Source organism: Sphingomonas sanxanigenens DSM 19645 = NX02 (assembly GCF_000512205.2).
In the GTDB taxonomy this organism is placed as follows: domain Bacteria; phylum Pseudomonadota; class Alphaproteobacteria; order Sphingomonadales; family Sphingomonadaceae; genus Sphingomonas_D; species Sphingomonas_D sanxanigenens.
Window position 1 is genome coordinate 1,207,422 of sequence record NZ_CP006644.1, and the last position, 26,548, is coordinate 1,233,969.

A 26,548-nucleotide genomic window follows, 5' to 3' on the forward strand; every position below is an offset into this window, starting at 1 on the left:
TTCGCCGGGCATCTCGATCATGCGTTCCGACCCGAACCCGGTGAACCCACGACGACGTCGGCATATTCCGGATGGCGCGCGTAGAAGGCGGTCATGAACGGGCAGACGAGGAACACCTTGCGGCCGCTCGCGCGAATCTCGTCGAACACGCCGCAGGCCAGTTGTGAGCCGATGCCGCGTCCGGAAAGCCGTTCGGGAACGATCGTATGCGTCAGGACGAACCTGTCGCCGTGCATGCGATAATATGCCGTTGCGATCTCCTGGCTGTCGTCGATTGGCAGTTCGAAGCGTCGTTCGGCGCGGTTGTCTTCGACGAAGCTCATGTCCCGTCACTCCCTGTTCGTACGGGCGTGGCCGCGGGCGGGCGCACCGTCAGAACCGGAAGGTCCCTTGTGCACCGGCCATCTTGATGGTGCGCGCGGGCCCGGTGTCGCGAATGAACGGCCCGGGATCGAAAGCACTGAGCGACGCGGTCAGGTTCAATTCGGGTGTCGCCTGCCAGCTCGTGGCGATTTCGATCTGCTTGCCGATGAACCGCGCGTCGCTCTCCCCGCCGCTGCGCGCGAGCAATCCGGAGATCGCGTAGATCCCGTCGCCAAGGCTCTGCCGCCAATAGGCGACCCCGGTCAGCGATAGTGCGAGGGTCTTATGCGGGTGAATTGCCGTCGAGGGACGCAGGTGGATGAGGTTTCGCGGGCCGATCGGCGACAGCGCTCCGAAATATTTCCCGTTCGGGAAAAGCGCATTCAGCGTCCCCAGCTTCGCATCGTTCGGGTCATCGTCGCCCGATACAACGTCGGCCGTGAGGGCAATTTCCGGTCGCAGCTGCGCGTTCCGAAACCGATAGCCGGTCTCGGCCCCGACCCCCCAGGCCGACGAGCGGTGACCGGCAAACGTGCCACGCTGGAGCGCGGCCTCCGCGTTCCAATACCAGTCGCCATCATCCCCGAATATTCTCGTGCCGAAGGTGTGCGCCAACTGACTGCCGGCGCCCTGGTCGAAGACGGCATTTCGATCCCGCAGCCCGATATAATAGAGGTCGATACCATGCGCGTGTTTCGCGTCTAACCACTGTGTCGCGTAGACGCCCCACACCGCTTTATCGCGCGAGCGTCGATCGTTGAAATCCCCTTGCCTTGTGTCGACCGGCTGAAGATAGAACCCCGTCACCCGGCGTGATTTGCCCGTGACGATGGCTTCGAATCCGTCGAACGGCAGCGGAACGCCGGTGCCATAGCGCCGGTCGATGAAGCGCCCCGATCCAAGTGAAACCAGTTTTCGCCCTGCAGACAGCCGGAGTGAAGCGTCACCCGGCAACGCAAGATCGACGTCGACGAAGGCCTGCAGCATGTCGGTTCCCGTCGTGTCCACCGGCCGCTTGGGTCTGTCCGCCCCTGAGATCACCGACAGGATCGGCTGCGCGAAAAACCGGACGTTTCCGATGTGAAGGTCGGCGTAGGGCATCAGACGATGCCAGGCAAAGTCATCGTTTGGCGATGATCCCCAGTTCACATTCTCATAGCTTTCGTAGCGCGACCGCGCTTCGAGGCCTATTGTGAGGTAGACCGCGTCGTCGTCGCTAAAAGGGATATACTTGAACGGCTCCGTCCAATGTCCTGTGCGGTTCCCAGGATCGGCGAGGTCGGACCAGTCTTCCGAATAGCGCTCGATAGTCAGTGTCGGGGCTCGCTCCAGGTCGGTCGATACCTGCGCGTAGGCCACGAAGGGTGAGGCCGAGGCTGCGGCTCCTGAGATCAGTCTTGTCAGCAGACGAATCTTGCACCGATCGCGGTCGTCAGACGGCGGCCGCCGCGAAACGGTCCTCACCTCATGCGGGCGGGTGGCAAGTTTCGACATTCTATTGGCTTGCCGCAGCGCGCATGCCCGATGCTCGCCACCCACGCCGATCAGCCCGCGTGACTTTCGACGGGCGTATTTTGGAGTTGCTGCGCTGGCGGATAAGCGCGTTGCCCGTTCCCTCAAGGCGAAACGCGTAACGATTGACCAGCACAAGAATTTAATCTTCAGAACGAATAGATAACATGACGCCATTGTGAAAGGACATGACTTTTCCCGCTTGTTAGTGTTGAGACGCAATCTGTCAGATGACATGAAGATTTGCGACGATGTCTAAAGGGATAGTGCCATTGCCATTTGTATCGGGCTAGGCCATCAGAACGCTACACCGTGTCGCGTAAAAGGGAACGATATGGATATCGAGGAACTGCGCACCTTCGTGGAGGTGGCTGACGCCCGCGGTGTTACGGCGGCAGCACGCCGGCTTGGCGTTTCCAAGTCGATCGTCAGCCGGCGGCTCGCTCGGCTCGAGCAGCATCTGGGTGTTCAATTGCTCGCGCGAACGACGCACGGTGCCGCCTTGACCGAGGCCGGTGCGACATTTCGCGATTACGCAGCACGGGTCTGCATCGAGATCGACAATGCGAAGGAGGTCATTCTTCCCTGGGAGGATGTTCGCGGCCGATTGCGCGTCGCCGCGCCGCTCTCTTTCGGCCCGACACACTTCTCCCCGGTTTTTTCGCAGATGGCGCAGCGGCACCCCGATCTCCATATTCACGCCGACTACAGCGATCGGTTCGTGGATCTTGTCGCCGAGGGCTACGACTGTGCCATTCGGGTTGGCCACCTTCGAGATTCGACACTGATCGCAAGACGTGTCGGACCGATCTTCGGCAAGCTGGTTGCTAGCCCTGCCTATATCGAAGCGCACGGTGCACCCGAAACGCCGGACGAGATCCTGAGCCATCAGGCCGTTACGCAGGGTACCGAAACGTGGCAATTCATGGACGGTGACAAGATCGTGATGGTGCATCCACAGGGACGCTATAAAGCGGACAACGGAATATCCCTCGTCGCCGCTGCGCTCGACGGGGTCGGAATTGCCTATCTCCCGGAAGGGCTCGTCGCGGAACATATCGGTTCGGGCGCGCTCGTACCGATCATGACGCGCCACCCGATTCCGCCAGCTGGAATCTTCGTGCTGAGGGCGCCCAGCCAGCATCCCGCCCGAAAAGTGAAAATTCTCACCGAGATGCTCATTGAGCGCTTCGGACATTCGGGCATCAGCGCGGCGGACCAAGGCAAATGATCAGCGCAAATATGGTGTAACAGTGCGAGCGGGCCGGGTCGCTTCGTCAATGACCAGGAGCGCTTGCGCTCTTGTCTGCGATGTTCATCGTTACTCTCCCGGGACCGTGTGGCCATCACGGAACATGATCCTGCTGAGGGTATCCGTCACCCGTCATCCACCGCGGCAGCGCAGAACAGGCGGGATGGCGGAGATTGGCGCGAAGCGGACGCAGGTCTGCTGCGCCGCGCCGGAATTGCTGTCATCGGGAAATCCCTATCCCGCGCTGCACTGCAGGATCGTTCAAAACCTGACCGGTAGCCGTCTGTAATCAGAACCCCGGCCGCGGCCGGGCTGCGTGCCCGCTTGCGATTCCACCTCAGGGAGACGGTTTTTGCGTAAAGCAGCAGCAACAATAGCATCATTGAGCCTTGGCGCGGGCCCAGGTTCGGCACTCGGCGAGATGGCATCCGACCACCCGGCCAAAACGATCGTGCTCGTGCATGGTGGGTTTGTCGATGGCTCGGGCTGGAGCGGCGTCCACCGCATCCTTGCTGAGCGCGGCTACGAGGTAGTCGTCGTCCAGAATCCCACGACCTCGCTCGCCGATGATGTTGCGGTCACCAAACGGGCTATCGCCTCGGCCAGCGGAGAGGTTGTGCTGGTTGGCCACCCCTATGGCGGCGTCGTCATCACCGAGGCGGGCCGGGAGTCCAAGGTGAAGTCGCTCGTCTACATCGCTGCCTTCGCACCAGACCAAGGAGAGTCGGTGTCGTCGCTGATCGCCAATCCGCAGCCAGGAGTGCCAGTGCCCCCGATCCTGCCGCCGGTCGATGGATTCCTACAGCTCGACAGGACAAAGTTTGTCCACTCCTTCGCGGCCGACGTGAGCCCGGATGTCGCCCGATTTATGGCGGACTCGCAGGTACCGTGGGAAGTGTTCGCGCTCGAAGGAAAGGTCACTCAACCGGCGTGGAAGACAAAACCTAGTCTAGTGGATTGATTCCAACGTTTGGTGCCCGCGCCTGACGGCAGCGATAATGTGATCGGGATCAGCCTTCCATACAAACGGCCTGGGTTCCTGATTATGCTCTTTGATGAAGCGGTTGATGGCGGCCTGGAGATCGACGACGGAGCAGAAGACGCCGTTCTTCAGGCGCCGGCGGGTCAGCTTGGCGAAGAAGCCCTCGACGGCGTTCAACCAGGAACACGACGTAGGCACAAAGTGGAAAGTCCAGCGCGGATGCCGGGCGAGCCAGGCGCGAACCTTCGGCTGTTTGTGGGTGGCGTAGTTGTCAAGGATGACGTGGACGGCCTTGTCTGACGGCAGTTCGGCCTCGACCGCGTTCAGGAAGCGGATGAACTCCTGGTGCCGATGCCGCTGCATGTTGCGCCCGATCACCGAGCCGTCGAGGACGTTCAGCGCCGCGAACAACGTGGTCGTCCCGTTGCGCTTATAATCATGCGTCATGGTCGCCCCCCGGCCGCGCTTGAGTGGCAACCCCGGCTGTGTGCGGTCGAGCGCCTGGATCTGGCTCTTCTCGTCCACCGACAGCACGATCGCGTGCGCCGGCGGCGAGACGTAGAGGCCGACCACGTCGTGCAGCTTCTCGGCAAACGCCTTGTCGTTGGACAGCTTGAAGCTGCGCCAGCGATGCGGCGCGAGGCCGTGGTCGTGCCAGATCTTCACGACCGAGGACGCTGCGATGCCCGCCGCCTTGGCCATCGCGCGCACCGTCCAGTGCGTCGCCTCCTGAGCCGGCGCCTCGAGCGTCAACGCCACAACCTTGTCGACGAGCGTCGTCTCGAGCGGCGCGATGCCAGGGGGGCGGGTTTTGTCGCGGAGCAGGCCATCGACACCTTCGGCCATGTACCGCTCCTGCCAGCGCCACACGCACGTTTTCGACTTGCCCGTCTGCGCCATGATCGCAACGGTGCCCAGCCCATCATCCGTCAAAAGGACGATCCGCGCGCGCCATACATGCTTCTGGGGCGACCCACGGGCCGAAACGAGAGCTTCAAGCCGCGCCCGATCCGGTGCCGTGACGACGAAGGTGATACCACTACGCATACCGACTCGTCGCACAATGTCGCGCTCAGCGGAATCCACAAAACGGACTCTTCCGTTCCGATCAATCCACTAGCTGGTATCTGGTCGCGACGGACGATCGGATGATTCCGCCGCCCGCGCAGCGGATGATGGCGGAACGTGCCGGCGCGACGGCGCGCGAGGTCGCAGGAAGCCATGCTGTTTACGTCGCGGATCCCAAGTCCTTCGCCGCGCTGATGGAGGATGCCGCGAACGCCGAACAGGTTGCCGGTCAGGCGCAATGAACGATAGACCTGCTTGTGCTTGTGCTTGTGCTTGCGCAGGCGGGGTGCCGTGGGGAAACGCGGATGAGCGAGTGCCGGATGATCAAAGCTCCCACGGTGGCATTGGACTTTGCCGCCAAGGCTCCGTTGAGGCTTAACAGGCTGCGGAAAAAGGCACTTTTGTCGAGCTCTTTGAGGTGATTCATACGCGTTCGGCTGAGGTTGAAGGATTTGAGATGCGCGGCGGCGATTACCGGAGCGAAGGGCTGTTTTCCTACGTGAGCTGCGAAGCGCGGGTTCCGGCAGACCACCCCCTTCGGGCGATCCGCGCGATCGTCGACGAAGCTCTCGAGGTGATGTCCGCTGATTTCGATGCGATGTATTCGCGCATTGGCCGGCCATCGATCGCGCCCGAGAAGTTGCTGCGCGCATTGCTCCTGCAGGCTTTCTATACGATCCGCTCGGAACGCCAGCTCATGGAGCAGATGGATTATAACCTGCTTTTCCGCTGGTTCGTCGGCCTGGCAATGGATGCGCCGATCTGGGATGTGACGGTCTTCACCAAGAACCGGGAGAGGCTGCTGGCCGGGGACATCGCCGCCAGGTTCCTGTCCGCGATCGTAGGCCAGTCTCGTGTGCAGGCGCTCCTGTCAGACGACCACTTCTCGGTGGATGGCACCCTGATCGAAGCGTGGGCCAGCATGAAGAGTTTCAAGCCCAGGGACGGCGAGGCTTCGAGCGGTGACGACGACGACAGCGCTTCGGGCACCGGTCAGAGCGCACAGGCAAAGGCCAGGGGGCGGAACGCCGAACGTGATTTCCATGGCGAGAAGCGAACCAACGCCACCCACGCCTCCACCACCGATCCTGATGCCCGCCTGTTCAAGAAGGCACGCGGCCAAGCCGCGAGGCTGTGTCACTGGCCCACGTCCTGATGGAGAACCGGCATGGGCTGGTCGTCGATGCGACACTCACTCACGCCACGGGCACGGCCGAACGGGAGGCCGCGCTGACTATGCTTTCCCGCATGAAGGGGCGCCATCGCATCACGCTGGCGGCGGACAAAGCCTACGATACAGCCGGATTCGTCGCCGCCTTACGCGACATTGGCGTTACCCCGCACGTCGCCCAGAACAATGCCAACAGGCAATCCGCTATCGATAGACGCACCACCCGGCACCCTGGCTACGCCGTTTCGATGCGGATCAGGAAACGGATCGAAGAGGTCTTTGGCTGGACCAGGACCAGCGGAAACCTGCGCAAGACCCGGCATCGAGGGCAGGACCGCGTAGGATGGAACTTCACCCTGACCGCTGCGGCGTACAATCTTGGACTGCACCCCATCGATGAGACACGACAATTAGGGACAGCGGTTTTCCGTTACGTCCAAGGGCTGCTGCGCAGCAGCCCTTGGCAAGATATCTTCATACTCATCGGGTGATCTGTACGCCAAGGCGGAGTGGAGCCGCTGGCGATTGTAGATCTGGTCGAGGAATGAGCCGATGCGTTGCGTGGCATCGGCGAGGTCGCGATAGCCGGCGCCGTTCACTTCCTCCTGCTTGAGCGTCTTCATGAAGCTCTCGGCCATGGCATTGTCATAGGGGCATCCGACCCGGCTCATGCTCGGCAGGATACCGGCTGCTTCCAGCCGGGCGATGTAATCGCCGCAGGCATATTGGATGCCGCGATCCGAATGATGGACGAGGCCACCCGCCACAACGGGGCGCCGTTCCAACGCCATCGTCAGCGCATCGAGCGCCAGTTCGGCGCGCAGATGATCCGCCATCGCCCAACCGACCACCTTGCGGCTGAACGCGTCGAGGATCACCGCCAGATAGACGAACGCCTCGGCCAGGCGGACATAGGTGATGTCCGCAACCCACAACTGGTTGACCTCGCTCGGATCGAGGTGGCGCGCCAGATTGGGCCATATCCGCCAGCCATGGCGCGAGTCCGTCGTCGCCGGCCGGAAGATCGGCTTTCTCACGCACAGCAGATTATCCGTAAGCGGTGTGCTCAGGCCACGGCGGTCCACGGCATGAGTTCGCCGACTTTGTTCGCGGGATGCCCATGAGCCAACTTGGTCAGCGTCTCGGTCAGCCAGGCATGCGGGTTGATGCCTGATATCTTGCAGTTCTCGATCACCGTGGCGATCACTGCCCAGTTGTCGCCACCCTCGTCAGAGCCGGCGAACAGCGCATTCTTGCGATTGAGGGCCAGCGGCCGGACCGACCGCTCGACTGTGTTGGAATCCAGCTCGACGCGGCCATCGTCGAGGAACAGCGTCAGCCCGGCCCAGCGGGTCAGCGCGTAACGGATCGCATCGGCGAGCTTGCTCTTGGCGCTGACCTGACGGAGCCGTGCCGCGAGGTAAATGTGCAGGTCATCGACGATGACGCGGGCCCGTTCGGCGCGCACGGCGCGGCGCTGCTTCGCCGAGGAGCCGCGAACCTCGTCCTCGATCGCGTAGAGCATGGCGATCCGGCGTAGCACCTCGGCCGCGACCGGCGAACTCTCGGCCAGTTCGTAGAACTTGCGCCGCACGTGCGCCCAGCAGAAGGCGAGGCTCACTTGCTGCCGGCGCCTGGCCAGGGCGGCATAGCCGCCAAAGCCGTCGACCTGCAGGATGCCGGCGAAGTCACCGAGATGGGCCTCGGCCCGCTCACCCTTGCGGTCAGCGGCGTAGACATAGGCAACCATAGGCGGATCTTCGCTGCCCCATGGTCGATCGTCCCTGGCATAGGCCCAGAGCTGGCCGGTCTTGGTCCGACCACGCCCGGGATCGAGCACTGGCGCCGTGGTCTCATCGGCGAACAGCCGCTCGGATCGTCGCAATCGCTCTAGGATCTGATCGCGCAAGGGGCGCAAGTACCAGGCTGCCCGGCCGACCCAATCCGCCAGGGTGGACCGGTCAAGCTGGATACCTTGGCGGGCGTAGATCTGGGCTTGGCGGTACAGCGGCAGGTGATCGGCGTACTTGGCGACCAGGACCTGTGCGATCAGCGCCTCGGTGGGGATACCACCCTCGACGATCCGCGCCGGCGCCGGTGCCTGGACAATCGCGCCCTCGCACGAGCGGCAGCCATAGCGCGGGCGGCGCGTGACCAGCACGCGGAAGGTGGTCGGCACGACGTCGAGCCGTTCAGCCACGTCCTCGCCGATCTGGTGGAGCGCGCCGCCACAGCAGGGGCAGGCCTTATCTTCGACATCGACGACCTGCTCGATCCGCTCGAGATGGGGCGGCAGCGAACCGCGGTTGGCCTTGCGCGGGCGATCCGCAGATGCCCGGCTCGCCTTGTCCACGGCGTGCTGGGCCTGGGCCAAGGCCGTCTCGACTTCCTCCAGAGCAAGCTCGAACTGATCGGGATCGAGCTGCTCGGACCGGCGGCCGAACCGGTGCCGCTGCAGGGCCTCAATGATCGCCTTCAGGCGTTCAACCTCGGCCTGGAAAACCTTCAGTGCATCGAGCTCGCGGGCCTGCTCGAGGACGAGCGCACGGAGCGCTTCGACATCGTTGGGAAGGTCCGCTTCCATGGGCATGGAAGCAGTGAATCAGGAGCAGAACATCCCGTCAACCAGCAATCTGCGGCGCAATCGGGCGGCGTCCGCCGTGCACACGGCGCCAGTCCAGCCCCTCAAGCAAGGCGCCCAACTGCGCCGCCGTCAGCCGCATCACGCCATCCTGGATTGCCGGCCACTTGAACCCGCCGGACTCCAGCCTCTTGGCCATCAGGCACAACCCGGTGCCGTCCCACCAGACGAGCTTGATCCGATCGCTGCGCTTAGCCCGGAACACGTAGATCACGCCGGAATAGGGATCACCGCCGTACTCGACACCTACCAACGCAGCCAGCGCATCTGGGCCTTTGCGGAAGTCCACCGGGCGCGTGGCGACCATCACCTTCGCACCTGATCCGGGTCCGATCATCGGGTGGCCCGGAGCGCTTCGATCACCGCGGCAATCACCCCGGCGTCGGCACCGTGGCTGATCTTCACCGCTACGCCGTCGATCTCCAGTTCCACGGCGCTCGCCTTCGAGCGCCGCCGCTGCTTCGGCCGCTGGATCGCTGCCCCAGGCTCCTCTGCCGAGCCAACATCGACCACGGCGGGCACGAATGCCGGCACACCCGCACCCTGGCTCTCCATCTGCTTGCGGAGCTGCCGGCGCCAGGTGAACAGCTGCGACGGGCTCATGCCATGGCGCCGCGCGACCGAGCAGACCGTCTCCTGCCCGGAGAAGCTCTCGGCCACGATCGATGCCTTCACATCCGGCGGCCAATCCCGACGGCGCCCCGCGCCGGTGAACACTTCGAAGCGCGTTACCCGGCTAGTGCCAGCATCATCACATGACATCGTCATAGCACCAGCGCCTTCCACCCAATCAGGGCGCGGAGACTCGGCGCTGTGCTTCAGCGCCGCAAGGTGGGGTCGCGGACCCGCTTACGATTATCCTCCCGCATCAGCCGCTGCACCCGCTTGTGGTTGATGTGCCAGCCTTCGCGCTTCAGCAGCGCCGTGATCCGCCGATAGCCATAATGCCGGTTCGCCACGCACAGCCGCTGAAGCCGGTCGCGCAGCGCCGTCTCCTCCTGCTTCGGCGCATGATCCTGCCATTTTCGATAGAAGGCCGCGCGGTTCACCTCGGCCAAGCGGCACAGCCGCTCTACCGACAGCGCCGATCCGGAGCCTTGCAGACCCGTCATCGCCTGGATCTGGGCGATGACCCCGTCACGCCACCGCCGTCGCTCGGCGGGGGTGACGCCTCGATGCGCTGCAAGGCACCCTTGAAAAAATCCAGCGCCACCTGCTGCTCGCCGACCTTGCGCTCCAACTCGGCGATCTGGCGGCGAGCCTCGGCAAGATCGCGTGCCCGTGCCGCCGGCCCACGCGCCAGCGCCATCGCCGCTTTCTCTGCCCGCTTCGGCCGGCCGGGGCCGTCCCGAAGTGCCTCCTCCCCGCCATCGCGAAACGCGTCGCGCCAGCGGTACAATATCGTGCGCTTGACGCCCAACTCTCGCGACAACGCCGTCCCGCTCTCGCCGGCCACCATCCGCCGGACAACCTCAAGCTTGAACGCCCGGCCAAATCTTCGTCGAACAACCTTGGACATGCTGCCCTCCCCATAGGGCCGTCCCTTATTTCACTGTCTCAATCTAGGGGGGCACTCCAATCTGGTTCGTCTGCCAAAACTGATGGCGAGGGCGTAGCTATGCAAGGAATCCGCCACACGGCGGGTTCTGGCAGCCAACGACTGCCACCTGATGCCGACTTCCCCAAACCGTTCCCCGATAAACCCCTCGATCCCGGCGATCACCGGGCCTCAAGAAGGGTTTTTCCGCGCCCTGTTAAAAACTCCAGCTCGAGAGCCTGCTTGCCAACCAGACGCTCCAGTGTCGCAATTCGCGCCTCGTACTGCTGGACCAAGTCGGCAGCGCGGGCGTCGTCGTCAAAGGCTCCGGCTTCGTACTTCTCGATCCAGATGCGGATCAGCTGGCGGGAAATGTCATGGCGCTTGGCCAGGCCGTGGAGCGTCTCGCCGGCGAGATACTCTTCGACGACCTGGCGCTTGAACTCCACATTATGGGATCGATGTCTTGGCATAGGCTCTTCTCCAAAAGCCCTGTCTCATGGTCAATCTTTTCAGTGCTGCCTGTCCGACCCAAGGGGCCCACTCCAACTCAGCCTCTAGATGTTTGATCCCAGGCTTTGATGGTGCATTATTCACCGGCAGCTGGAAGGAAGCGCTATGGGCCAGGTACTCCACGGGAGCGCCACAACGACTGAGGCAGTCCGTCGAGCGATACAGCGTAGTCAAGCGAGCCTGAGGGCGCTGGCGAAGCGGCACGGCATCAACCAGAAGACGGTCGTCAAGTGGAAGAAGCGAACCTCCACAGCCGATCTGCCGACCGGACCGAAGGTCGCCAGATCGTCCGTGCTGTCGGTCGAGGACGAGGCGGTGATTGTCGCCTTCCGCCGACATACGCTACTACCGCTGGACGACTGCCTGTATGCCTTGCAGGCCACCATCCCGCACCTGACGCGCTCGTCGCTGCACCGATGCCTCCAGCGCCACGGCATCTCGCGGCTTCCCACGATCGAGGGCGATGCGCCCAATAAGCGCAAGTTCAAGAGCTACCCGATCGGCTATTTCCATATCGACATCGCCGAAGTTCGTACCGAGGAAGGCAGGCTCTACCTGCTCGTCGCGATCGACCGGACCTCGAAGTTTGTTTTCGTTGAACTGCATGAAAAGGCCACCACGAGGGTCGCAGCCGACTTCCTTCGGCACCTCATCGCCGCTGTCCCGTACAAAGTGCACACCGTGCTCACCGACAACGGCATCCACTTCACTGATCCGAAGTATCCGGGCTCCGCAGTCGAAGAGGTCAAGCTCGCGATCACGGCTGGCGAACGGTTCCGCTGCCACTCCTTCGCGCTCGCCTGCGCGCAGAACGACATCGATCATCGGCTCACTAAGCCGCGTCATCCTTGGACCAACGGGCAGGTCGAACGGATGAACCGCACCATCAAGGAAGCCACCGTCAAACGCTACCACTACGACAATCATGACCAGCTCAGGCAGCATCTTGGCGACTTTGTCGCCGCCTACAACTTCGGCCGCAGGCTCAAGACCCTCAAGGGCCTCACACCCTACGAAGCTATCTGCAAAACGTGGCTCAAAGAGCCACACCGCTTTACGTCAAATCCGACCCACCAAATCCCGGGACCAAACATCTAACGCGAACGAGAAATGCAACGAAAGCCGATATGGCTGGTCGAACTGTCGATCGCCTGCGCGTGGCGTGCGGCTGGGCGGTAGCGCTGGCAGTAATTGGCGGCGCACAGGTGGGAACCGCCTTTCAGTACCTTGCGCGGGATCGCGACCTTCGGTGTGACTGGATCGAGACTCTCGCGCTTCGTCGCGCCGCGTGGATTGGCGGGAACGCAGCAACTGCCCTTGCTCTTGCGTTCGACCCGGGGCTGGCCATACCAGTCGGACGTCCATTCCCAGACATTGCCGATCATGTCGAAGAGGCCGTAGCCGTTGGCAGGATAGCTGCGCACCGGTGAGGTGCGCTCATATCCATCCTCCAGCGTGTTGCCGTAGGGGAACGCGCCTTGCCAGTAATTGGCGAGCATAGCTCTGCCCGGCGCCAGTTCGTCGCCCCAGGCATAGTCCGCGCCGTCCAGTCCGCCGCGCGCCGCAAATTCCCATTCCGCCTCGGTCGGAAGCGACTTGCCAGCCCATCCGGCATAGGCTTCCGCATCCTGATAGGCGACATGGACGACGGGATGATCCTCCAGCCCCTCGATGCTGCTGTCCGGGCCATGGGGGTGCCGCCAGTCCGTTCCGATGCTGAACGACCACCACTGGCTGTAGTCGCTGAGATCGACCGGACCCCGCGTCCGCTGGAACAGCAGCGATCCGGCAACCGCCAGCGCCGGGTCCATGCCGGGATAGTCCTTCGGGTCGGGAGGAATTTCCGCGAAGCTGCGATATCCCGTCGCGTCGGCAAAGGCGGCGAAGTCCCTGTTCGTAACGGGCGTCTCATCGATCCAGAAGCCGTCGACACGCACGGTGCGCACCGGCGCTTCTTCGGGATAGAAACGGTCCGATCCCATCCGGAACGTCCCGCCTTCGATCCACCGCATTCCGTTCGTCGCGACCAACCCGTTCATCCTTACATTCGCGCCGGCTTCAGGCAGCGCCGCCACCTGCCCTCATCGCCTCGAGGTCAAAGATCGGCGTCGACGGCCGATACTGGCCGGTCAGCTTCAGCCTCAGATATTTGGCCGCATTGGCAAGATAAGGTTTGGGATCGGTTTCCGCCACCGTTGCGGTACCCAACGCAGGCCTAGCCGCATCGCCAATGAAGGTCAGCGCGTTGATCGCGTGAAGCCGGACCTGCCATGATCGCGATGGCGCGCACAGTTCGATCAGCGCCGGCACCGACGCTCCCGTCTCCCCCAGCCGGGCCAGCGCCTCGGCGAGCTGGATGCGCACATGAGGTGACGGGTCCGCTTCCAGCCGGGCCAGCATATCGGCCTGGGCCGGACGGGCAGCCTCGCCCCGGATGAGAAGGCCCATCGCGCCCCAGTAGCGGATGACCTCGACAGGGCTGGCAAGCGCGGCGCGCAGCTGCGGCAGTCCGTCCGGATCGGCTGCGGCAGCGACGCGGGCAAGCGCCATCACCTCCTTCAGGGGATAGAGCTTCGGGTCACGCGACGGTCCCCATCCTTCACCGTTCATATCCTCCGGCAGAAAGCCGTTGTCGTTGATCGCGATCATATGCTCGTCGAGCATCCGCGCGAACCGGGCGAGCGTTGCGGCATGGGCCGGATCACGCGCGAGATCCTCGATCTCATGCGGATCGACGGACAGGTCGTACAATTCCTCATAAGGCTTGGTCTGGAAGAATCGATCCTGCACGGCGTTCAGCGTGCCGTCGATATGCGCCTGTTCCCACTCCTGATAGCCGACCGCCAGCCACTCGAACGCCTGATGTTGGCCCCATGGCCGGTGCGGCATGTAATTGCGGATGTAGCGCCAGCGGCCGTCGGTGACGGTCCGCTGGAAGTCGATCCGTTCGTCCATGCGGTTGCGCATGCCGAAGGCGACAGCCTGCGGCCGCGCCTTCGGGCCGAGGAACGGCGTGCCACGCATCTGCGGCGGCTGTGCGACGCCACCCAGTGACAGGACGGTGGGCGCAAGGTCGATGAAGCTCACCGGCGTCCCGATCTCGCTGCCGGGCGCGGCCGGCATCAGGTGCCGCCATTTGGGCGGGACATACACCACCATCTCGCACCGCAGGCCTTCCTCGTAGCAGTAGCGCTTCGAGCGACCCAGCACGCCGCCATTGTCGGAATAATGGAAGACGATCGTGTCCTCGGCCAGGCCGTCGGCCGCCAGTTCTGCCAGCCGCTCGGCCAGTTGGCCGTCCATCTTTTCCATGAGATTGTAGTAGCTGGCGAAATCCTGCCGGATACCGGGCGTATCGGGCAGGAAGGGGGGCAGGCTCACCATATCAGGCGTCACCCGGCCTGCGGTCGGCTTGAACAGGCGCGATTCATGTGTCGTCTCGTAATTGAAGACCGCCATGAAGGGTTGCGTCTTGTCCGTGCGGGACCGCCAGTGCGCCGCCTTGCCCTGACCGTCCCAGATCGCGTTGGGATCGAGGCCGCAATTATAGTCGGTCTTGGCGTTGTTAGTGCAGAAATAGCCCGCTTCGCGCATCAGTTCGGGATAGGTCCGGAAGTCCTTGGGCAATGCGGCGACTGCGCGCATCTGGTTCGCAGGCGCGCAGCTTTCAGGATAGACGCCGGTCAGGATGCCGAAGCGCGACGGTGCGCAGACCGGCGCGTTGGAATAGACGTGGCGGAACAGCAAGCCCTTTTTCGCAAGCCCGTCGATCGTGGGCGTATGCGCGAGTTTGTCGCCATAGGCGCCGACATAGGGATTATTGTCTTCGCTGACGATCCACAGGATGTTTGGGCGGTCGCCCTTCGCCGCCTTTGCCAGTGCGCCCGATCCGGCTGCAGTGGCAAGACCGGCTGCCGTTCCCAGCACCGCGCGTCGGGACATGTCCTGGGTCATCGCTTGCCGGCTCCTTCAACCTGCCGGCTAAGCTCTTCCTTCAGCGGGGGCGTGTAGACCAGCGGCTTGCCCGCGGCCTTTGCCTTCAGCTTGGCGGGGCTGTCGGGCAGGATTGGGTCCAGCCGGTCGATCGGATTGGGCTTCACATACCAGTCCGCCGGGAAGTCGGCGGCGTGCTGGCCGTCGACGTCGCGGCGCACCGCACCGATCGACAGGCGCGCGCCATAGGGAATGACATGTCGGCCGTTGCGGTCGGCCAGCTGCTGGAAGAGCGCCACGCGCAACTCCTGCTTCTTTGCCGCCCAAGCCGGATCGTCGACGAGATTGTGGATCTCGTCCGGATCCATGTTGAGATCGTACAGCTCGTCCGTGTCCCAGACGCCATAATACTGGATATATTTGATACCGTCACGTTCGATAGCGAAGGTTCCCGGCGTCATCGGGAAATTATACTCCCAATAATATTCGTAGATGAAGTCGCCCGGCTTCCAGTCATTGGCCGCCTTCTTGCCTTCCCAAAGTTCCCAGGCACTTTTGCCCTCGAACTGCTTCGGCTGCGCTGCGCCCGCGACATCGAGGAAGGTCGGCGCGAAATCGAGGTTGCGGATGCGGCCTTCATTGACTGTGCCGGCGGGGATCGTGCCCGGCTCCCACACGACCAGCGGCACGCGCACGGACGCCTGATAGGCGTTGCGCTTGTCAATCAGGCCATGTTCGCCGATCATATAGCCATTGTCGGACGTGAAAACGACCAGAGTGTCCTGCTCGAGCTTGTTCTTGCGCAGATAGTCCATGATGCGGCCGAGGCTGTCGTCGATCGCCGAGAGCGTGCCGTAATAATATTTCAAATATTCGGTCATCGGCACATCGGCATTGTAGAAGAAGTCGATGCCGTGCCAGCTGTTGCGCTGGTTGCGCACCCAGACCGGTTTGCCTTCGTTGTTCTCTGGCGTGTCCGCCGCGCTGTCCGGCAAGCTGAACCTGGCCTTGTCATATTGATGCGCATGACGCGGGGGCGGCAGCGGATCGGAATGAACGCCCTTGTGACTCAGATACAGGAAGAAGGGCTTGCTGGGATCGCGTTCCTTCGTCAGCCAATTCATCGCATAGTCGGTCAGTTCGTCAGTGATATAGCCCTGTTGCGGCACAGCCTTGCCGTCGACATTGAAGTTCGGGGAAGAATGTGCGCCTTCCGTCTTCGCCGGCCAATAATTTCCCTGGCCCTTGAAGCTCACCCATTTGTCGAAGCCGGGGCGCGGACCGTCGGTTTCGCTGCCCATGTGCCACTTGCCGAAGAAGGCCGTATTGTATCCCGCCTGCTGCAGATAGCTCGGGAAATAGGTGAGGCCTGTTTCGCTGCTGTCATTATTATCGACGATGCCATGATTGCGTGCGGTCTGGCCGGTAAGGATGGTCGCGCGGCTGGGGCTGCACAGCGATGAGGTGACGACAGCGTTCGGGAAATAGCTGCCTTCCTTGGCCATGCGGTCGATGTTGGGCGTCTTGAGCACGCCGGGCTGGAGGAAGCCCATGCCATCGTAGCGCAGGTCGTCGACCAGCACGAAGATGATGTTGCGCGGTCGCTGCTGCTGCTCGGCCGGCGCGGCTTCGTCCGCGTTCGGGGCGGCTGAGACGGGGACGGGGGCCGCAATGGCGCAGGCGACGATGCATGCGGCGCCGGTCAGGGCGCGGCGCAGCGTGGATGCCCATTTCTTCTTTTTCGACATCGTGCGGTCCTCTCAAGCTCTTGTCATCGTGCGCAGCCTGTTCGCTGCCGGATGGGGATGGGGGGCCATTCCCCTGGGTGGCGCGAGCGCGTTCATCAGTAGACCATCTCCGTCTCGTGCCCGTTCACCGTCACCTTGCGGGTGTTGTGCAGCTTCCAAAGGGGCGCTGGCAGGGACGTGCGGAACTGGTCGATTGCTTTGCCCAGATGCCTGACGCTTGCCGGATCATGCGCCGAAAGATCCCGGTCTTCGGCGATGTCGGCCTTCAGGTCATAAAGGTACGACATGTTCCAGTCGCGCGAGAGCCACAGCTTCCTATCGCCCTGCCGGGCGGCATAGACCGGCTCCTGCCCCCAGACCAGCAGGCGGTCGGGTTGCGGCCGCCGAGCGGTCGTCACCAGATCGTGCCCTTCCAGCTCTTTCGGCAACGCATGGGCCGGATCGGCGGCGCGCATCACCGTGGCGGCGATATCGACCGACGACACGGGGCTGGCGCTGACGCCGCGCGTCTCCATGCCGGCCGGCCAGGATAGGATGAAGGGAACGCGCGTCCCGCCCTCCAGATAGGTGAACTTGCCGGCACCCCACGGATGGGCGGGGTTGCAGAAGCCGAACCGGTGCGGGCAGCCATTGTCGGACAGGAACACGACCATGGTGTTGTCGCGCAGTCCGCGCTGCTCCAGCGTGTCGAGTATCTGCCCCACCCCGTCGTCCATCGCCGCGATCATCGCGACATAGGTCCGGCGCACAGGGTCCTCGATATGGGCGAAGCGGTCGTAATAGGCCTGCGGCACCTGAAGCGGCCAGTGCGGCGCGTTGTAGGCGACATAGGCAAAGAAGGGCCTGTCCCTGTTGGCCGCCCCCCGCGTGATGAAATCAATGGCGCGATCGGTAATCTGATTGGTCAGATAGCGACTGAAGTCATCGGCCCCGCGCGCATCCGGTCCTTCGACGATTGCGTGATTCCCGGTGCGCGGGCCGATGACATATTTGTCTTCCTCCGTAGGCGTCGTCACGATTCCGGGGGTGGCCGGATCGACATAGTTGGTCTCGCCGGCGAGAAAGCCGAAAAATTCGTCGAAGCCGCGCCGCGTGGGGTAAAATTGCGGATCGGAACCCAGATGCCATTTCCCGAACGCAGCCGTGCGATAACCGAGCGGACGAAGCCGATCGGCCAGCGTCTGCTGATCCACGGGTAGCCCGGCGCCGCGGTCGCCCTCGTCATTGATATTGTAAGTGAAACCGAAGCGCTGCGGCATCCGGCCGGTCAGCAGCGCAGCGCGGCTGACGGCACAGACCGAAGCCGCGACATAGCCGTCCGAAAACGCCACGCCGCTCTTTGCGATGCGGTCGATGTTCGAAGTCGGTACATCGCTGCGACCGTAGGTCGACACATCCGCCCAGTCGAGATCGTCCACCAGTATGATGACGATGTTGGGTCGGCCCTTCGATATGGGCACAACTGCGCGCACGGCTGCACGCGAAGAGGTCGCGTGCGTATCGGCGCAGCCCGTAAGGCCGATCGACAGGGCGCTGGTGGCGAGGGCGACGGTGGAGAGGAAGCGGCGGGCGCGCAGGAACATGACGGAGGCCTTCCAGATGGGTGCGGATCAGGCCGCTTTCGGGGCGGCACGCGGCCCCGCAATGGTGCGGCTATAGCCTTTGAGGCCAAGCAGCAGGGCGGCGACCGATAGCGGCGATGCGATGGCGCACACCAGGGTGATGGCATTGGGAAGCGATTGCGGATCGCCGTACCAGTAGTCCGTCACCAACGCGATGGCGAACGGGCCGCCAGCCGCGCCGATCAGGTTCACCATCAGCATATAGCCCGCCGAAACCGACGCCCGCATGCGGTTCGGCGTGATTTCCTGCAAGGCTGCGAGCCCACCGCCGAAGTTGAAGCCGGCGAGGAAGTTCATCGCTCCGATCAGCGAGAAAGAAAGCGCGGCTGTCGGCATCTGCGGGAAGAGAACCGTGACCGGAATGAGGCTGACGAAGCCAAACAGCGCGGTGTAGAGATTACCATTCGCCATCCCGCGTCGGCGCAGAGCCGCGGCGACGAAGCCGCCGATCAGGGTGCCGCTGACGCCGCAGACAGCGGTGATCGATCCGTAGAGACCTCCGATTTCCGCCGTTGTCAGGCCGAATTTCCTTTCCAGAAAGGCAGGAATCCAGGCACCGGTCGCGTTGCCCACCAGGATCATCAGGGCGAAGCCGAAGCTGATGCCCACATAGGCCTGCCAATGCTGGCCTATGTGGGCGAAGACCTGCGAAAGCGGCGGACTGGGCTGCTGCCCGCCTTCGCCCATGCGTGCGGGCTCGCGCACGAGGAGCATCAGCATCGAGAGCAGCAGGCCCGGCAATCCCAGCATGAGGAATACAAGGTGCCAGCCCTTCACCGCACCGATCACCGGCGCGGTCACGATGCTCGAAGGTGGCACGACGCTGGCGAGCAGGCCGCCGATCAGGAGGGCGGCGGCTCCGCCCACATAGATGCCCATCTGATAGACGCCCATGGCGGCGGGCAGCCGATCCTTGGGGAAATAGTCGGAAAGGATTGAATAGGCGGCGGGACTGAGGCCACCTTCGCCCGCGCCCACGCCGACGCGCGCGATGAACAGCGTACCGAAACTACGGGCAACCCCGCACAGGGCCGTTGCGACACTCCAGACAAAGATGGCCGCCGCGACGATGTTGCGGCGATTGGCGCGGTCGGCGAGGCGGGCCACTGGAATGCCGACAAGGACATAGAATATCGTGAAGCTGAGGCCGTAGAGCAGGCTCATGGCCGTGTCGCTGACCTGAAGATCGTCCTTGATGGGCTGGACCAGAAGGGCGAGCGCCTGGCGATCGACGAAGGCGAGGGTGTTGGCGGCAGCGAGCATGATGGCCGCGAACCAAGCCTGTCTGGACGATGGCCACGTTTCTCTGACAGCCGATTCGGCCATTTCAACCCCTCTCCTCTATATTTACCGCTACAATGCGAAAATCGATGCGACTGTCAATATCGATGACGGGCGCCGCCATGGCGCGCGGGGCGTGCCTTTCATCGCAATTGCGGCAATTTCTGGAAGCCATGTTGCAGGAAGGGCGCTGATCCGCCCGCAGCAACATCCAGCGCGAGAAATCGGATTGACAAAGTGGTGGGAAAGTAATGTAGCGGTACATCAGCGAGGACGCGACGCCGGGCGCCGCCGCCGCCAGCCTCGACGTGAAAAAACGTTCAAGTGAGGGGATCTGAAATGGGCAGGCAGAACGGTATGAGGATATCGGCGGTTTCCGCTATCGCGTTGGGTGCAGCGATGCTGGCGGCGCCCGCCGTGGCGCAGGACCAGGTCATGACTGAAAGCCAGTCGGAAGACATCGTCGTGACCGCACAGAAGCGCGCGGAGCGCCTGCAGGATATCCCTCTGGCAGTCACGGCGGTGAGTGCCGACACGCTGGCCTCGCGCCAGATCAACGATACCAACGGGCTGGTGCAGGCGGTGCCGTCGCTGTCGTTCCAGCAGGGCGCGAACCCCACCAACACCAGCTTCCGCATCCGCGGCGTCGGCACCGCGCTCTTCGGCCAAGGCGTAGAGCCTTCCGTTTCGGTCGTGGTGGATGGCGTCGTCGCCGTGCGTTCGGCGCAGGGATTCTCCGAACTCGCTGATGTCGAGCGCGTCGAAGTCCTGCGCGGTCCGCAGGGCACGCTGTTCGGCAAGAATGCGTCGGCCGGCGTCATCAGCGTGACGACGGCGCGTCCGTCGCGTGACTTCGAGGGCAGGGGCGACATCACCATCGCCGAGCATAATGAATATCGCGCGCGCGGCACGGTTTCGGGTCCGATCACCGACACGCTGCGCGCCCGCGTTTCCGGCTTCTACAGCGATGTCCAGGGCATCACGCGCAACATCGCCACCGACCAGTGGGTGAACGGCACGAAGAGCTGGGGCGTTCGCGGCAAGCTGGAATGGGACGTCACGGACAATCTGACGCTGCTGTTCGCCGGCGAATATCGCAAGACGGATGCGGATTGCTGCGCCTCCACGCTGATCCAGATCAGCAATCCGGTGCTCCAGTCGCTTGTCGGACCGATCAACGCCACGCGCGACAACCGGGAGATCAGCGACGACGCCGAGACCTATGCGAACAGCGAGGCTCAGAACTATTCGCTTCAGGCCGACTGGGATCTTGGCGGCGCCACGATCACGTCGATCAGCGCGTTCCAGAAATATGATCTGGAGGTCAACCAGCCGATCGACCGCATCGCCGCGACGTCGCCGATCTTCCTTGGGACTGCGGCCTTCGCGCCCTACACGTTCTGGAATCAAAATCACGGCGCCGTTGACCTGAAGGGCTGGTCGCAGGAACTGCGTATCGCCAACAATGGCAGTTCCGATCTCAACTATGTCGCTGGCATATTCTACATGCACAGCGACATCCTGCGTCCCTTTGACCGTCGCCGGGCGCGCTGCACTGCGGGTGTCGTGGGCGAGCCTTGCGCTCCCGCCAACATTGTTTGGCAGTCCGCTGCCAGCCGCATCCGGCTGAAGCAGGACAGCATCGCTGCATTCGGCCAGGCGGACTATCGCATCGTCGGCGGGCTTCGCGCGATCGGCGGCATCCGCGTGCAATATGAAAAGGGCACGAACAGCGGCTATCGCATCGCGCCCATCGTCGCCGGCGACGCGATCTTCCCCGGCAACCCGCCCCGTAGTGGCAGCTTTTCGGCGGATGACACGGCCATTACGGGCAAGGCGGGCCTGCAATATGAATTCAACCGCAACGCGCAGATCTATGCCAGCTACACACGTGGCTATAAGGGGCTGGGCTATGAAATGGAGATCGGCGGCGATCTCGCCAATCAGAAGGCCATCCAGCCCGAACATGTGAACGCCTATGAAATCGGCTTCAAGGGCAGCACCGCCGATCGCACGCTCAGCATCTCGGCCGCGCTGTTCCAGGCCGACTATTCCGACCTTCAGGTTCAGGCCAACCGCTCCGATCCCGCCACGGGCGTGATCCAGTTCGTGACCACCAATGCCGGTTCGTCACGCAGCCGCGGCTTCGAGATCGAAGCCACGCTGCGTCCATCCGACTCCTTCTCGGTCAACGCTGCCGTCACCTACGCGCAGTCGCGCATCAACATCGATGGCCTCAATTGCGCACTTCAGCTCCAGGCGGCGGCGCCCGTCATGAGCGGCACGCCGCTGAACATCTGCTATCGGACGGCGCCCGGCGCCACGCCGCAGCAGAATCTGCGCAATCGCCCGCTGCAGGCGAGTCCGGACTGGCGCATCGGCGTGACGCCGCGCTACGAGTATGAAGGCGATAATTTCAACGCCTTCGCGCAGGCCAGCGTCAACTTCACCAGTGCGCAATATTTCACGTCGGAACTCGATCCGCTGACGATCCAGCCTGCGTATACGCTGGTCGATGCGACGGTCGGTGTCACGACGGCGGATAAGCGCTATGGCGTCTCGCTGTTCGTGAAGAACATCTTCGACGAGAACTACCTGACGAACATCGGGCATAATTCTCTGATGTCGACCACCGCCAACCCGCTCGATCTGGTGGGGACGTACAATAAGGATAGCAGCCGATACTTCGGCGCCATCTTCAGCGCTCGCTTTTGATCCTGTGGGGGCCGGGCTTTTGAAGCCCGGCCACGCCTTTTCCTCTACCAGGGATTATTATGCCTTCCTTCTGGCCCATCACCCGTCTGACGTTGCGAGCTGAGGGGTGATCGTCATGCCGACCGCGACGGCCGAGCCCCTCCATATCGATGCGGCCGCACGCCAATGGGTGGAGCGCACGCGCGACACCATGAGCGTGGAGGAGATGGTCGGACAACTCTTCCTCTTCTCGACGTCGCAGGACAGCCGCGAGGAACTGGACCCGCTGCTGAAGCTGAGGCCCGGCGGCATAAACCGTTTCCCGCGCCCGGACCTCGCCACGTTCCGCGATGCAACGATGCATATGATCGAAGGCTCTGCGGTGCCGCCGATCTTCACCGGCGACATCGAGGGCGGCACGATCAGCTATCCCTTTGCCACCGCCGTGCCCAACATCATGGGCATCGCCGCCTGCGACGATCTGGCGATGACTGAGGCTATTGCCCGGCTCGTCGCGCGGGAAAGCCGCGTGCTCGGCTACGACTGGTCCTTTGGTCCCGTGGTGGACATCAACCATGCCTTCCGTAGCGCCATTGTCGGCACCCGCTCCTTCGGGTCGGAACCGGATCGGGTTCTGACCCAGGCCAGCACCTACGTCCGCGCGCTTCAGGAGGAAGGCATCGCCGCCTGCCTGAAACACTGGCCGGGCGACGGTTTCGACGACCGGGATCAGCATCTCGTCACCAGTGTCAATCCGCTGTCGGTCGAGGAATGGCATGGTCTTTTCGGCCGCATATACAGCCAGCTGATCGAAGAGGGCGTGATGACGGTCATGTCCGCCCATATTGCTTTTCCGGCCTATATCCGCGCGCACATGCCCGAAGCGGGGAGGGAAGCGTTCCAGCCCGCCACCGTGTCGCATCTGCTGAACCAGCGTTTACTGCGCGATGAGCTGGGCTTTCGCGGTCTCATCATCTCCGATGCGACCGGCATGGGCGGGCTTACCGGCTGGATGGAGCGCTCGGAGGCGGTACCAGCGGTGATCGAGAACGGGTGCGACATGTTCCTGTTCAGCCGCGCGCCGGAACGGGACTTTGGCTTCATGCTGGACGGTCTCCGCCAAGGGCGTCTCTCTGAAGCCCGGCTTTACGAAGCGGTGACCCGCATACTGACGCTGAAGGCTCGTCTCGGGCTGCACGCGGTTAACCCGGCCGAACGCATCATGCCGCTCGAATCCATGCGCGATGCGTTGCAAACGCCGGCCAACCGTTCCGTGGCGGTGGACGCCGCAGGCCGGAGCGTCACCCTGGTCAAGGACACACAGAGACTGCTTCCGCTCGATTCCGAAACCCATCGACGGATCGTCATCATCGCGGATGAAGGCTTCAGTTTCTGGGACGGCGCGATTTTGCGCAGCTATGATCCTGTTCTGGAAGAGCTGCGGGCGCGGGGTTTCGAGCCGCGGATGCTGGAGATGGAGCAGTGGCCGACGCCGGAGGACACCGACCTCGTCCTGTACCTCGTCGGACAGGAAGCGACCCCCAGCGCGTCGCGCATTTTTCTGGACCTTGCGAAGCTGCACGGCTCCAATCGCAAGGCGATGACGCAGTTCAGCCGGGAGATCCCGACGGCGCTGGTGTCCTTCGGCCAGCCTTATTATCTCTACGACGCCCCACAGATGATGACCTGCGTGAACGCCTATAGCGCGATCGAGCCGGTCCAGCGGGAGACCGTCAAGCGGATGGTCGGCGAAGCGTCGTTCACCGGGGTCAGCCCGATCGATCCTTTTTGCGGACAGGAGCAGTTGCGGTGGTGAGGACGACGCCGTGACGAGTGACGATCGAGGCCACGGCGCGAACGAACAGCGCGTGCAGCTGGACGCGCTCTATGCGGCCATGAAACCCAAGGGGCTGCTGCCGCTTTGGGAAAGCCTTCACGCCCTGGTCCTCCCCGAACCCCGGTCGCCTGCCCGGCCATGGCGCTGGAGCTATGAGGAAGTACGCGACTATCTGATGCGTGCAGGCGACATCATCAGTGCCGAGCAGGCCGAACGTCGCGTGCTGATCATGGAAAATCCCGGCCTGCCGGGTCTCTCGGCGATCACGCCCAGCTTATATGCCGGGTTGCAACTCGTTTTGCCCGGCGAAGTCGCGCCCTGCCATCGCCACACGCAGAATGCACTGCGCTTCGTCATGGAGGGAAGCGGCGCGTTCACTGCGCTGGACGGTGAAAGGGCGGTCATGCAGCCCTTTGATCTTGTCCTGACACCGGGTGGCCAGCGGCATGACCATGGCAACCAGACGGGACAGCCGATGATCTGGCTTGATGGCCTCGACATCCCGATCGTCCGCCTATTCGACGCAAGCTTTGCCGAACGGCTCGACGTCGCCGCTCATCCTGAAACCGTACCGCCCGGCGACACGCTTGCCCGCTACGGCCATAATATGCGTCCCATGCGTGGTCGTGTCGCCGATCGTCGCCCGGCCGCGCGGCCGCTGTTCCACTATCGCTATGCCGACTGGTGTCCCGCGCTGGAGGGGATGGCGGCCAGCGCCGAGATCGACCCGCATCTGGGCCATGCGCTCGAATTTCTCAATCCGGCCGATGGCGGCCCGATCCTGTCGACCATATCGGCGCATGTGCGCCTGCTCCCCGCCGGCTTCGAGACGCGGTCCCGTCAGTCGACCGACGGCACCGTTTTCGTGGTGGTTGAGGGTGAGGCGACGCTGCTGCTGGGCGAGCAGGAAATGCTGCTCGGACCGCGCGATCTGGCGGTTGTGCCCTCGTGGGTGCCTCACCGCTTTCAGGCGCGGCCGCAGACGATATTGTTCGGCTATTCCGACAAAGCTTCGCAGCTGAAGCTGGACCTCTATCGGGAGTACAATCATTGACCCTTCTGTTCGATCCGCAGCCTCCGATCCTCGCACAGACCAGTGATGGCCATGACTATCCGGTCCGCCGCCTATTCTGCATCGGCCGCAACTATGCCGACCATGCCAAGGAAATGGGCGTGGAAGTCGACCGGGAAGCGCCCTTCTATTTCACCAAATGGGCCGAAACAGTGGTGCCCAGCGGGCCGATCGCCTACCCTTCGATGACAGGCAACTATCATTATGAGGCCGAACTGGTCGTTGCCATCGGAACGGGCGGGCGCGACATCCCGATGCATCGCGCGGCCAAGCATATCTACGGTTATGCCACTGGTCTGGACATGACCCGTCGCGACCTTCAGCTCGAAGCGCGGGCAAAGGGGCGTCCATGGGATGGGGGCAAGAACGTCGAGCAGTCTTCACCGCTCGGCCTTATTCACCCCATCGGCGAAACCGGCGAGCTGTCGGCAGGTGCCATCCGCCTTACCGTCAACGGCGACGTGAAGCAGCAGGCCGACCTTGCCGACTTCATTCATCCGGTGCCGGACCTGATTGCCTTCCTGTCGCGCGCCTATCGTCTGGAGCCGGGCGACCTTATCTACACGGGTACGCCTGCGGGCGTCGGCGCCGTAGTTCCGGGTGACGAGATCGTCGTGTCGATCGATGGCCTGACCGACACGAAGGTGAAGATCATGCCTGTGGCGGATGACTGACATGATCCTCCACGGCTTCTGGCGATCCTCGGCAGCATGGCGCGTTCGGATCGTCATGGGACTGAAGGGTCTTGACCGGACGGATCGGACTTACCGTCTCCGGGCGGGTGAGCAGCGTTCGCCGGACTATCTGGCGCTCAATCCGCAGGGGCTGGTGCCGTCGCTGGAGGTAGGGGGGGCGACCCTGACGCAAAGCCTCGCCATCTGCGAATATCTGGACGAACTGTACCCTGAGCCGCCGTTGCTGCCCGCCGATCCGATCGAACGGGCGCATGTGCGCGCCTTCTCGCAGGCGGTGGCGTGCGACATCCACCCGCTCCAGAACCTCAGGGTGTTGCGCATGCTCGGGCAACGCGGACTGGACGAAGATGCCGCCAGCGACTGGGCACGCGAGGTTATCGAGACGGGCATCGAAGCCTGCTCACGGCTCATCGCCGGCCGCGGCGGCCCCTATTGCTTCGGCGACCGGATAACGCTCGCCGATATCTGCCTCATTCCACAACTCGGCAACGCCCGCCGTTTCGGCGCGCGCATCGACTTCCCGCGGATCGAAGCGGTTGAAGCAGCGTGCAACGTCCTGCCGGCATTCGCAGCCGCTCTTCCCGCCCGGCAGCCCGACGCGGAATGATGCGGGACGACCCGGGCTGG

General features: G+C 63.3%; 24 protein-coding genes and 2 pseudogenes. 11 read left to right on the forward strand and 15 right to left on the reverse strand.

From position 1 onward, the window contains the following. Positions 1 to 17: 17 nt before the first annotated feature. Positions 18 to 323, reverse strand: coding sequence for a GNAT family N-acetyltransferase (locus NX02_RS05740; RefSeq protein ID WP_025291242.1), 306 nt, complete (start codon positions 321 to 323; stop codon positions 18 to 20). Positions 324 to 372: 49 nt separating this feature from the next. After that, positions 373 to 1,857 (reverse strand): alginate export family protein, encoded by a 1,485-nt coding sequence (locus NX02_RS05745; RefSeq protein ID WP_084717624.1) that lies wholly within the window; start codon positions 1,855 to 1,857, stop codon positions 373 to 375. 352 nt (positions 1,858 to 2,209) lie between these two features. Between NX02_RS05745 and NX02_RS05750 the strand changes: the two genes are divergently transcribed. Both NX02_RS05750 and NX02_RS05755 read left to right on the forward strand, forming a co-directional pair. Further along, positions 2,210 to 3,106, forward strand: a complete 897-nt coding sequence (locus NX02_RS05750) for a LysR family transcriptional regulator (protein WP_025291244.1) — start codon at positions 2,210 to 2,212, stop codon at positions 3,104 to 3,106. A gap of 373 nt (positions 3,107 to 3,479) precedes the next feature. After that, a complete protein-coding gene (locus NX02_RS05755) occupies positions 3,480 to 4,088 on the forward strand; it encodes an esterase/lipase family protein (RefSeq protein WP_211258293.1) in 609 nt (202 codons plus the stop codon). On the opposite strand, the gene NX02_RS05760 is transcribed toward NX02_RS05755, so the two are convergent. Next, positions 4,077 to 5,156 (reverse strand): IS630 family transposase, encoded by a 1,080-nt coding sequence (locus NX02_RS05760; RefSeq protein ID WP_025290714.1) that lies wholly within the window; start codon positions 5,154 to 5,156, stop codon positions 4,077 to 4,079. The two genes, NX02_RS05755 and NX02_RS05760, sit on opposite strands and share 12 nt — an antisense overlap. A 101-nt stretch (positions 5,157 to 5,257) precedes the next feature. On the opposite strand from NX02_RS05760, the gene NX02_RS31320 reads away from it, so the two are divergent. Together NX02_RS31320 and NX02_RS31325 are read left to right on the forward strand one after the other, a co-directional pair. Further along, the gene (locus NX02_RS31320; protein ID WP_211258294.1) at positions 5,258 to 5,419 is read left to right on the forward strand and encodes a hypothetical protein; all 162 of its coding nucleotides are present in this window, start codon (positions 5,258 to 5,260) and stop codon (positions 5,417 to 5,419) included. Between the two features lie 215 nt (positions 5,420 to 5,634). After that, positions 5,635 to 6,728: pseudogene (locus NX02_RS31325) on the forward strand (IS5 family transposase); the annotation flags it as partial. Between the two features lie 30 nt (positions 6,729 to 6,758). Here NX02_RS31325 and NX02_RS05770 read toward each other — a convergent pair. The 7 genes and pseudogenes from NX02_RS05770 to NX02_RS05800 all read right to left on the reverse strand — a co-directional run bounded on the left by NX02_RS05770 (position 6,759) and on the right by NX02_RS05800 (position 10,999). Further along, on the reverse strand, positions 6,759 to 7,385 hold the full coding sequence (locus tag NX02_RS05770; protein ID WP_158013932.1) for an IS3 family transposase: 627 nt from the start codon (positions 7,383 to 7,385) through the stop codon (positions 6,759 to 6,761). 29 nt (positions 7,386 to 7,414) lie between these two features. Next, the gene (tnpC, locus tag NX02_RS05775; protein ID WP_025290617.1) at positions 7,415 to 8,938 is read right to left on the reverse strand and encodes an IS66 family transposase; all 1,524 of its coding nucleotides are present in this window, start codon (positions 8,936 to 8,938) and stop codon (positions 7,415 to 7,417) included. A 31-nt stretch (positions 8,939 to 8,969) separates the two neighbouring features. Next, a complete protein-coding gene (gene tnpB, locus NX02_RS05780; RefSeq protein ID WP_245648858.1) occupies positions 8,970 to 9,296 on the reverse strand; it encodes an IS66 family insertion sequence element accessory protein TnpB in 327 nt (108 codons plus the stop codon). Positions 9,297 to 9,322: 26 nt separating this feature from the next. Further along, entirely contained in the window at positions 9,323 to 9,757 is a 435-nt protein-coding gene (gene tnpA, locus NX02_RS05785; RefSeq protein ID WP_025290615.1) for an IS66-like element accessory protein TnpA, read from the reverse strand. Between the two features lie 92 nt (positions 9,758 to 9,849). After that, positions 9,850 to 10,101, reverse strand: a pseudogene (locus NX02_RS05790) (IS3 family transposase); the annotation flags it as partial. Beyond that, complete coding sequence (locus NX02_RS05795; protein ID WP_025291248.1) at positions 10,098 to 10,508, reverse strand: helix-turn-helix domain-containing protein; 411 nt, start codon at positions 10,506 to 10,508, stop codon at positions 10,098 to 10,100. The gene NX02_RS05795 and the pseudogene NX02_RS05790, both read right to left, overlap by 4 nt. Before the next feature lie 200 nt (positions 10,509 to 10,708). Further along, entirely contained in the window at positions 10,709 to 10,999 is a 291-nt protein-coding gene (locus NX02_RS05800) for a transposase (protein WP_047099744.1), read from the reverse strand. Positions 11,000 to 11,144: 145 nt separating this feature from the next. Here NX02_RS05800 and NX02_RS05805 point away from each other — a divergent pair, with 145 nt between their 5' ends. Further along, a complete protein-coding gene (locus NX02_RS05805; RefSeq protein WP_025291249.1) occupies positions 11,145 to 12,137 on the forward strand; it encodes an IS481 family transposase in 993 nt (330 codons plus the stop codon). Here NX02_RS05805 and NX02_RS05810 read toward each other — a convergent pair. The 5 genes from NX02_RS05810 to NX02_RS05830 form a co-directional block, all read right to left on the reverse strand. Further along, the gene (locus tag NX02_RS05810) at positions 12,134 to 13,051 is read right to left on the reverse strand and encodes a formylglycine-generating enzyme family protein (protein ID WP_025291250.1); all 918 of its coding nucleotides are present in this window, start codon (positions 13,049 to 13,051) and stop codon (positions 12,134 to 12,136) included. The two genes, NX02_RS05805 and NX02_RS05810, sit on opposite strands and share 4 nt — an antisense overlap. A 46-nt stretch (positions 13,052 to 13,097) precedes the next feature. Next, positions 13,098 to 14,993 (reverse strand): sulfatase-like hydrolase/transferase, encoded by a 1,896-nt coding sequence (locus NX02_RS05815; protein ID WP_025291251.1) that lies wholly within the window; start codon positions 14,991 to 14,993, stop codon positions 13,098 to 13,100. Further along, positions 14,990 to 16,720: a sulfatase family protein gene (locus tag NX02_RS05820; RefSeq protein WP_025291252.1), complete on the reverse strand. Its 1,731-nt coding sequence runs from the start codon at positions 16,718 to 16,720 to the stop codon at positions 14,990 to 14,992. Before NX02_RS05820 ends, NX02_RS05815 begins: the two co-directional genes overlap by 4 nt. Before the next feature lie 95 nt (positions 16,721 to 16,815). After that, positions 16,816 to 18,303, reverse strand: coding sequence for a sulfatase family protein (locus NX02_RS05825; protein WP_025291253.1), 1,488 nt, complete (start codon positions 18,301 to 18,303; stop codon positions 16,816 to 16,818). A 27-nt stretch (positions 18,304 to 18,330) separates the two neighbouring features. After that, on the reverse strand, positions 18,331 to 19,605 hold the full coding sequence (locus NX02_RS05830) for a spinster family MFS transporter (RefSeq protein WP_158013933.1): 1,275 nt from the start codon (positions 19,603 to 19,605) through the stop codon (positions 18,331 to 18,333). Between NX02_RS05830 and NX02_RS32245 the strand changes: the two genes are divergently transcribed. The 6 genes from NX02_RS32245 (at position 19,604) to maiA (ending at position 26,528) form a co-directional block, all read left to right on the forward strand. Beyond that, complete coding sequence (locus tag NX02_RS32245; protein WP_158013934.1) at positions 19,604 to 19,951, forward strand: hypothetical protein; 348 nt, start codon at positions 19,604 to 19,606, stop codon at positions 19,949 to 19,951. The two genes, NX02_RS05830 and NX02_RS32245, sit on opposite strands and share 2 nt — an antisense overlap. 71 nt (positions 19,952 to 20,022) lie before the next feature. After that, complete coding sequence (locus NX02_RS05835) at positions 20,023 to 22,338, forward strand: TonB-dependent receptor (protein ID WP_245648772.1); 2,316 nt, start codon at positions 20,023 to 20,025, stop codon at positions 22,336 to 22,338. Between the two features lie 115 nt (positions 22,339 to 22,453). Then, a complete protein-coding gene (locus tag NX02_RS05840) occupies positions 22,454 to 24,133 on the forward strand; it encodes a glycoside hydrolase family 3 protein (RefSeq protein ID WP_039996430.1) in 1,680 nt (559 codons plus the stop codon). A 10-nt stretch (positions 24,134 to 24,143) separates the two neighbouring features. Continuing rightward, positions 24,144 to 25,208: a gentisate 1,2-dioxygenase gene (gene gtdA / locus NX02_RS05845; protein ID WP_025291257.1), complete on the forward strand. Its 1,065-nt coding sequence runs from the start codon at positions 24,144 to 24,146 to the stop codon at positions 25,206 to 25,208. Next, positions 25,205 to 25,900, forward strand: a complete 696-nt coding sequence (locus NX02_RS05850; protein WP_025291258.1) for a fumarylacetoacetate hydrolase family protein — start codon at positions 25,205 to 25,207, stop codon at positions 25,898 to 25,900. Before gtdA ends, NX02_RS05850 begins: the two co-directional genes overlap by 4 nt. Next, entirely contained in the window at positions 25,893 to 26,528 is a 636-nt protein-coding gene (gene maiA, locus NX02_RS05855; RefSeq protein ID WP_025291259.1) for a maleylacetoacetate isomerase, read from the forward strand. Before NX02_RS05850 ends, maiA begins: the two co-directional genes overlap by 8 nt. Positions 26,529 to 26,548: the final 20 nt, after the last annotated feature.

Coding starts and splice junctions, on each gene's coding strand:
- NX02_RS05810 (WP_025291250.1), bottom strand. CDS start 13,051: ATGCGGTGGATCGAAGGCGGGACGTTCCGGATGGGATCGGACCGTTTC.
- NX02_RS05825 (WP_025291253.1), bottom strand. CDS start 18,303: ATGTTCCTGCGCGCCCGCCGCTTCCTCTCCACCGTCGCCCTCGCCACC.
- NX02_RS05820 (WP_025291252.1), bottom strand. CDS start 16,720: ATGTCGAAAAAGAAGAAATGGGCATCCACGCTGCGCCGCGCCCTGACC.
- NX02_RS05815 (WP_025291251.1), bottom strand. CDS start 14,993: ATGACCCAGGACATGTCCCGACGCGCGGTGCTGGGAACGGCAGCCGGT.
- NX02_RS05795 (WP_025291248.1), bottom strand. CDS start 10,508: ATGTCCAAGGTTGTTCGACGAAGATTTGGCCGGGCGTTCAAGCTTGAG.
- NX02_RS05745 (WP_084717624.1), bottom strand. CDS start 1,857: ATGTCGAAACTTGCCACCCGCCCGCATGAGGTGAGGACCGTTTCGCGG.
- tnpA (WP_025290615.1), bottom strand. CDS start 9,757: ATGACGATGTCATGTGATGATGCTGGCACTAGCCGGGTAACGCGCTTC.
- maiA (WP_025291259.1), top strand. CDS start 25,893: ATGACTGACATGATCCTCCACGGCTTCTGGCGATCCTCGGCAGCATGG.
- NX02_RS05805 (WP_025291249.1), top strand. CDS start 11,145: ATGGGCCAGGTACTCCACGGGAGCGCCACAACGACTGAGGCAGTCCGT.
- tnpC (WP_025290617.1), bottom strand. CDS start 8,938: ATGCCCATGGAAGCGGACCTTCCCAACGATGTCGAAGCGCTCCGTGCG.
- NX02_RS05840 (WP_039996430.1), top strand. CDS start 22,454: ATGCCGACCGCGACGGCCGAGCCCCTCCATATCGATGCGGCCGCACGC.
- NX02_RS05830 (WP_158013933.1), bottom strand. CDS start 19,605: ATGCTCGCTGCCGCCAACACCCTCGCCTTCGTCGATCGCCAGGCGCTC.
- NX02_RS05740 (WP_025291242.1), bottom strand. CDS start 323: ATGAGCTTCGTCGAAGACAACCGCGCCGAACGACGCTTCGAACTGCCA.
- NX02_RS05750 (WP_025291244.1), top strand. CDS start 2,210: ATGGATATCGAGGAACTGCGCACCTTCGTGGAGGTGGCTGACGCCCGC.
- NX02_RS05760 (WP_025290714.1), bottom strand. CDS start 5,156: ATGCGTAGTGGTATCACCTTCGTCGTCACGGCACCGGATCGGGCGCGG.
- tnpB (WP_245648858.1), bottom strand. CDS start 9,296: ATGGTCGCCACGCGCCCGGTGGACTTCCGCAAAGGCCCAGATGCGCTG.
- NX02_RS05800 (WP_047099744.1), bottom strand. CDS start 10,999: ATGCCAAGACATCGATCCCATAATGTGGAGTTCAAGCGCCAGGTCGTC.
- NX02_RS05835 (WP_245648772.1), top strand. CDS start 20,023: ATGCTGGCGGCGCCCGCCGTGGCGCAGGACCAGGTCATGACTGAAAGC.
- NX02_RS31320 (WP_211258294.1), top strand. CDS start 5,258: ATGATTCCGCCGCCCGCGCAGCGGATGATGGCGGAACGTGCCGGCGCG.
- NX02_RS32245 (WP_158013934.1), top strand. CDS start 19,604: ATGATGGCCGCGAACCAAGCCTGTCTGGACGATGGCCACGTTTCTCTG.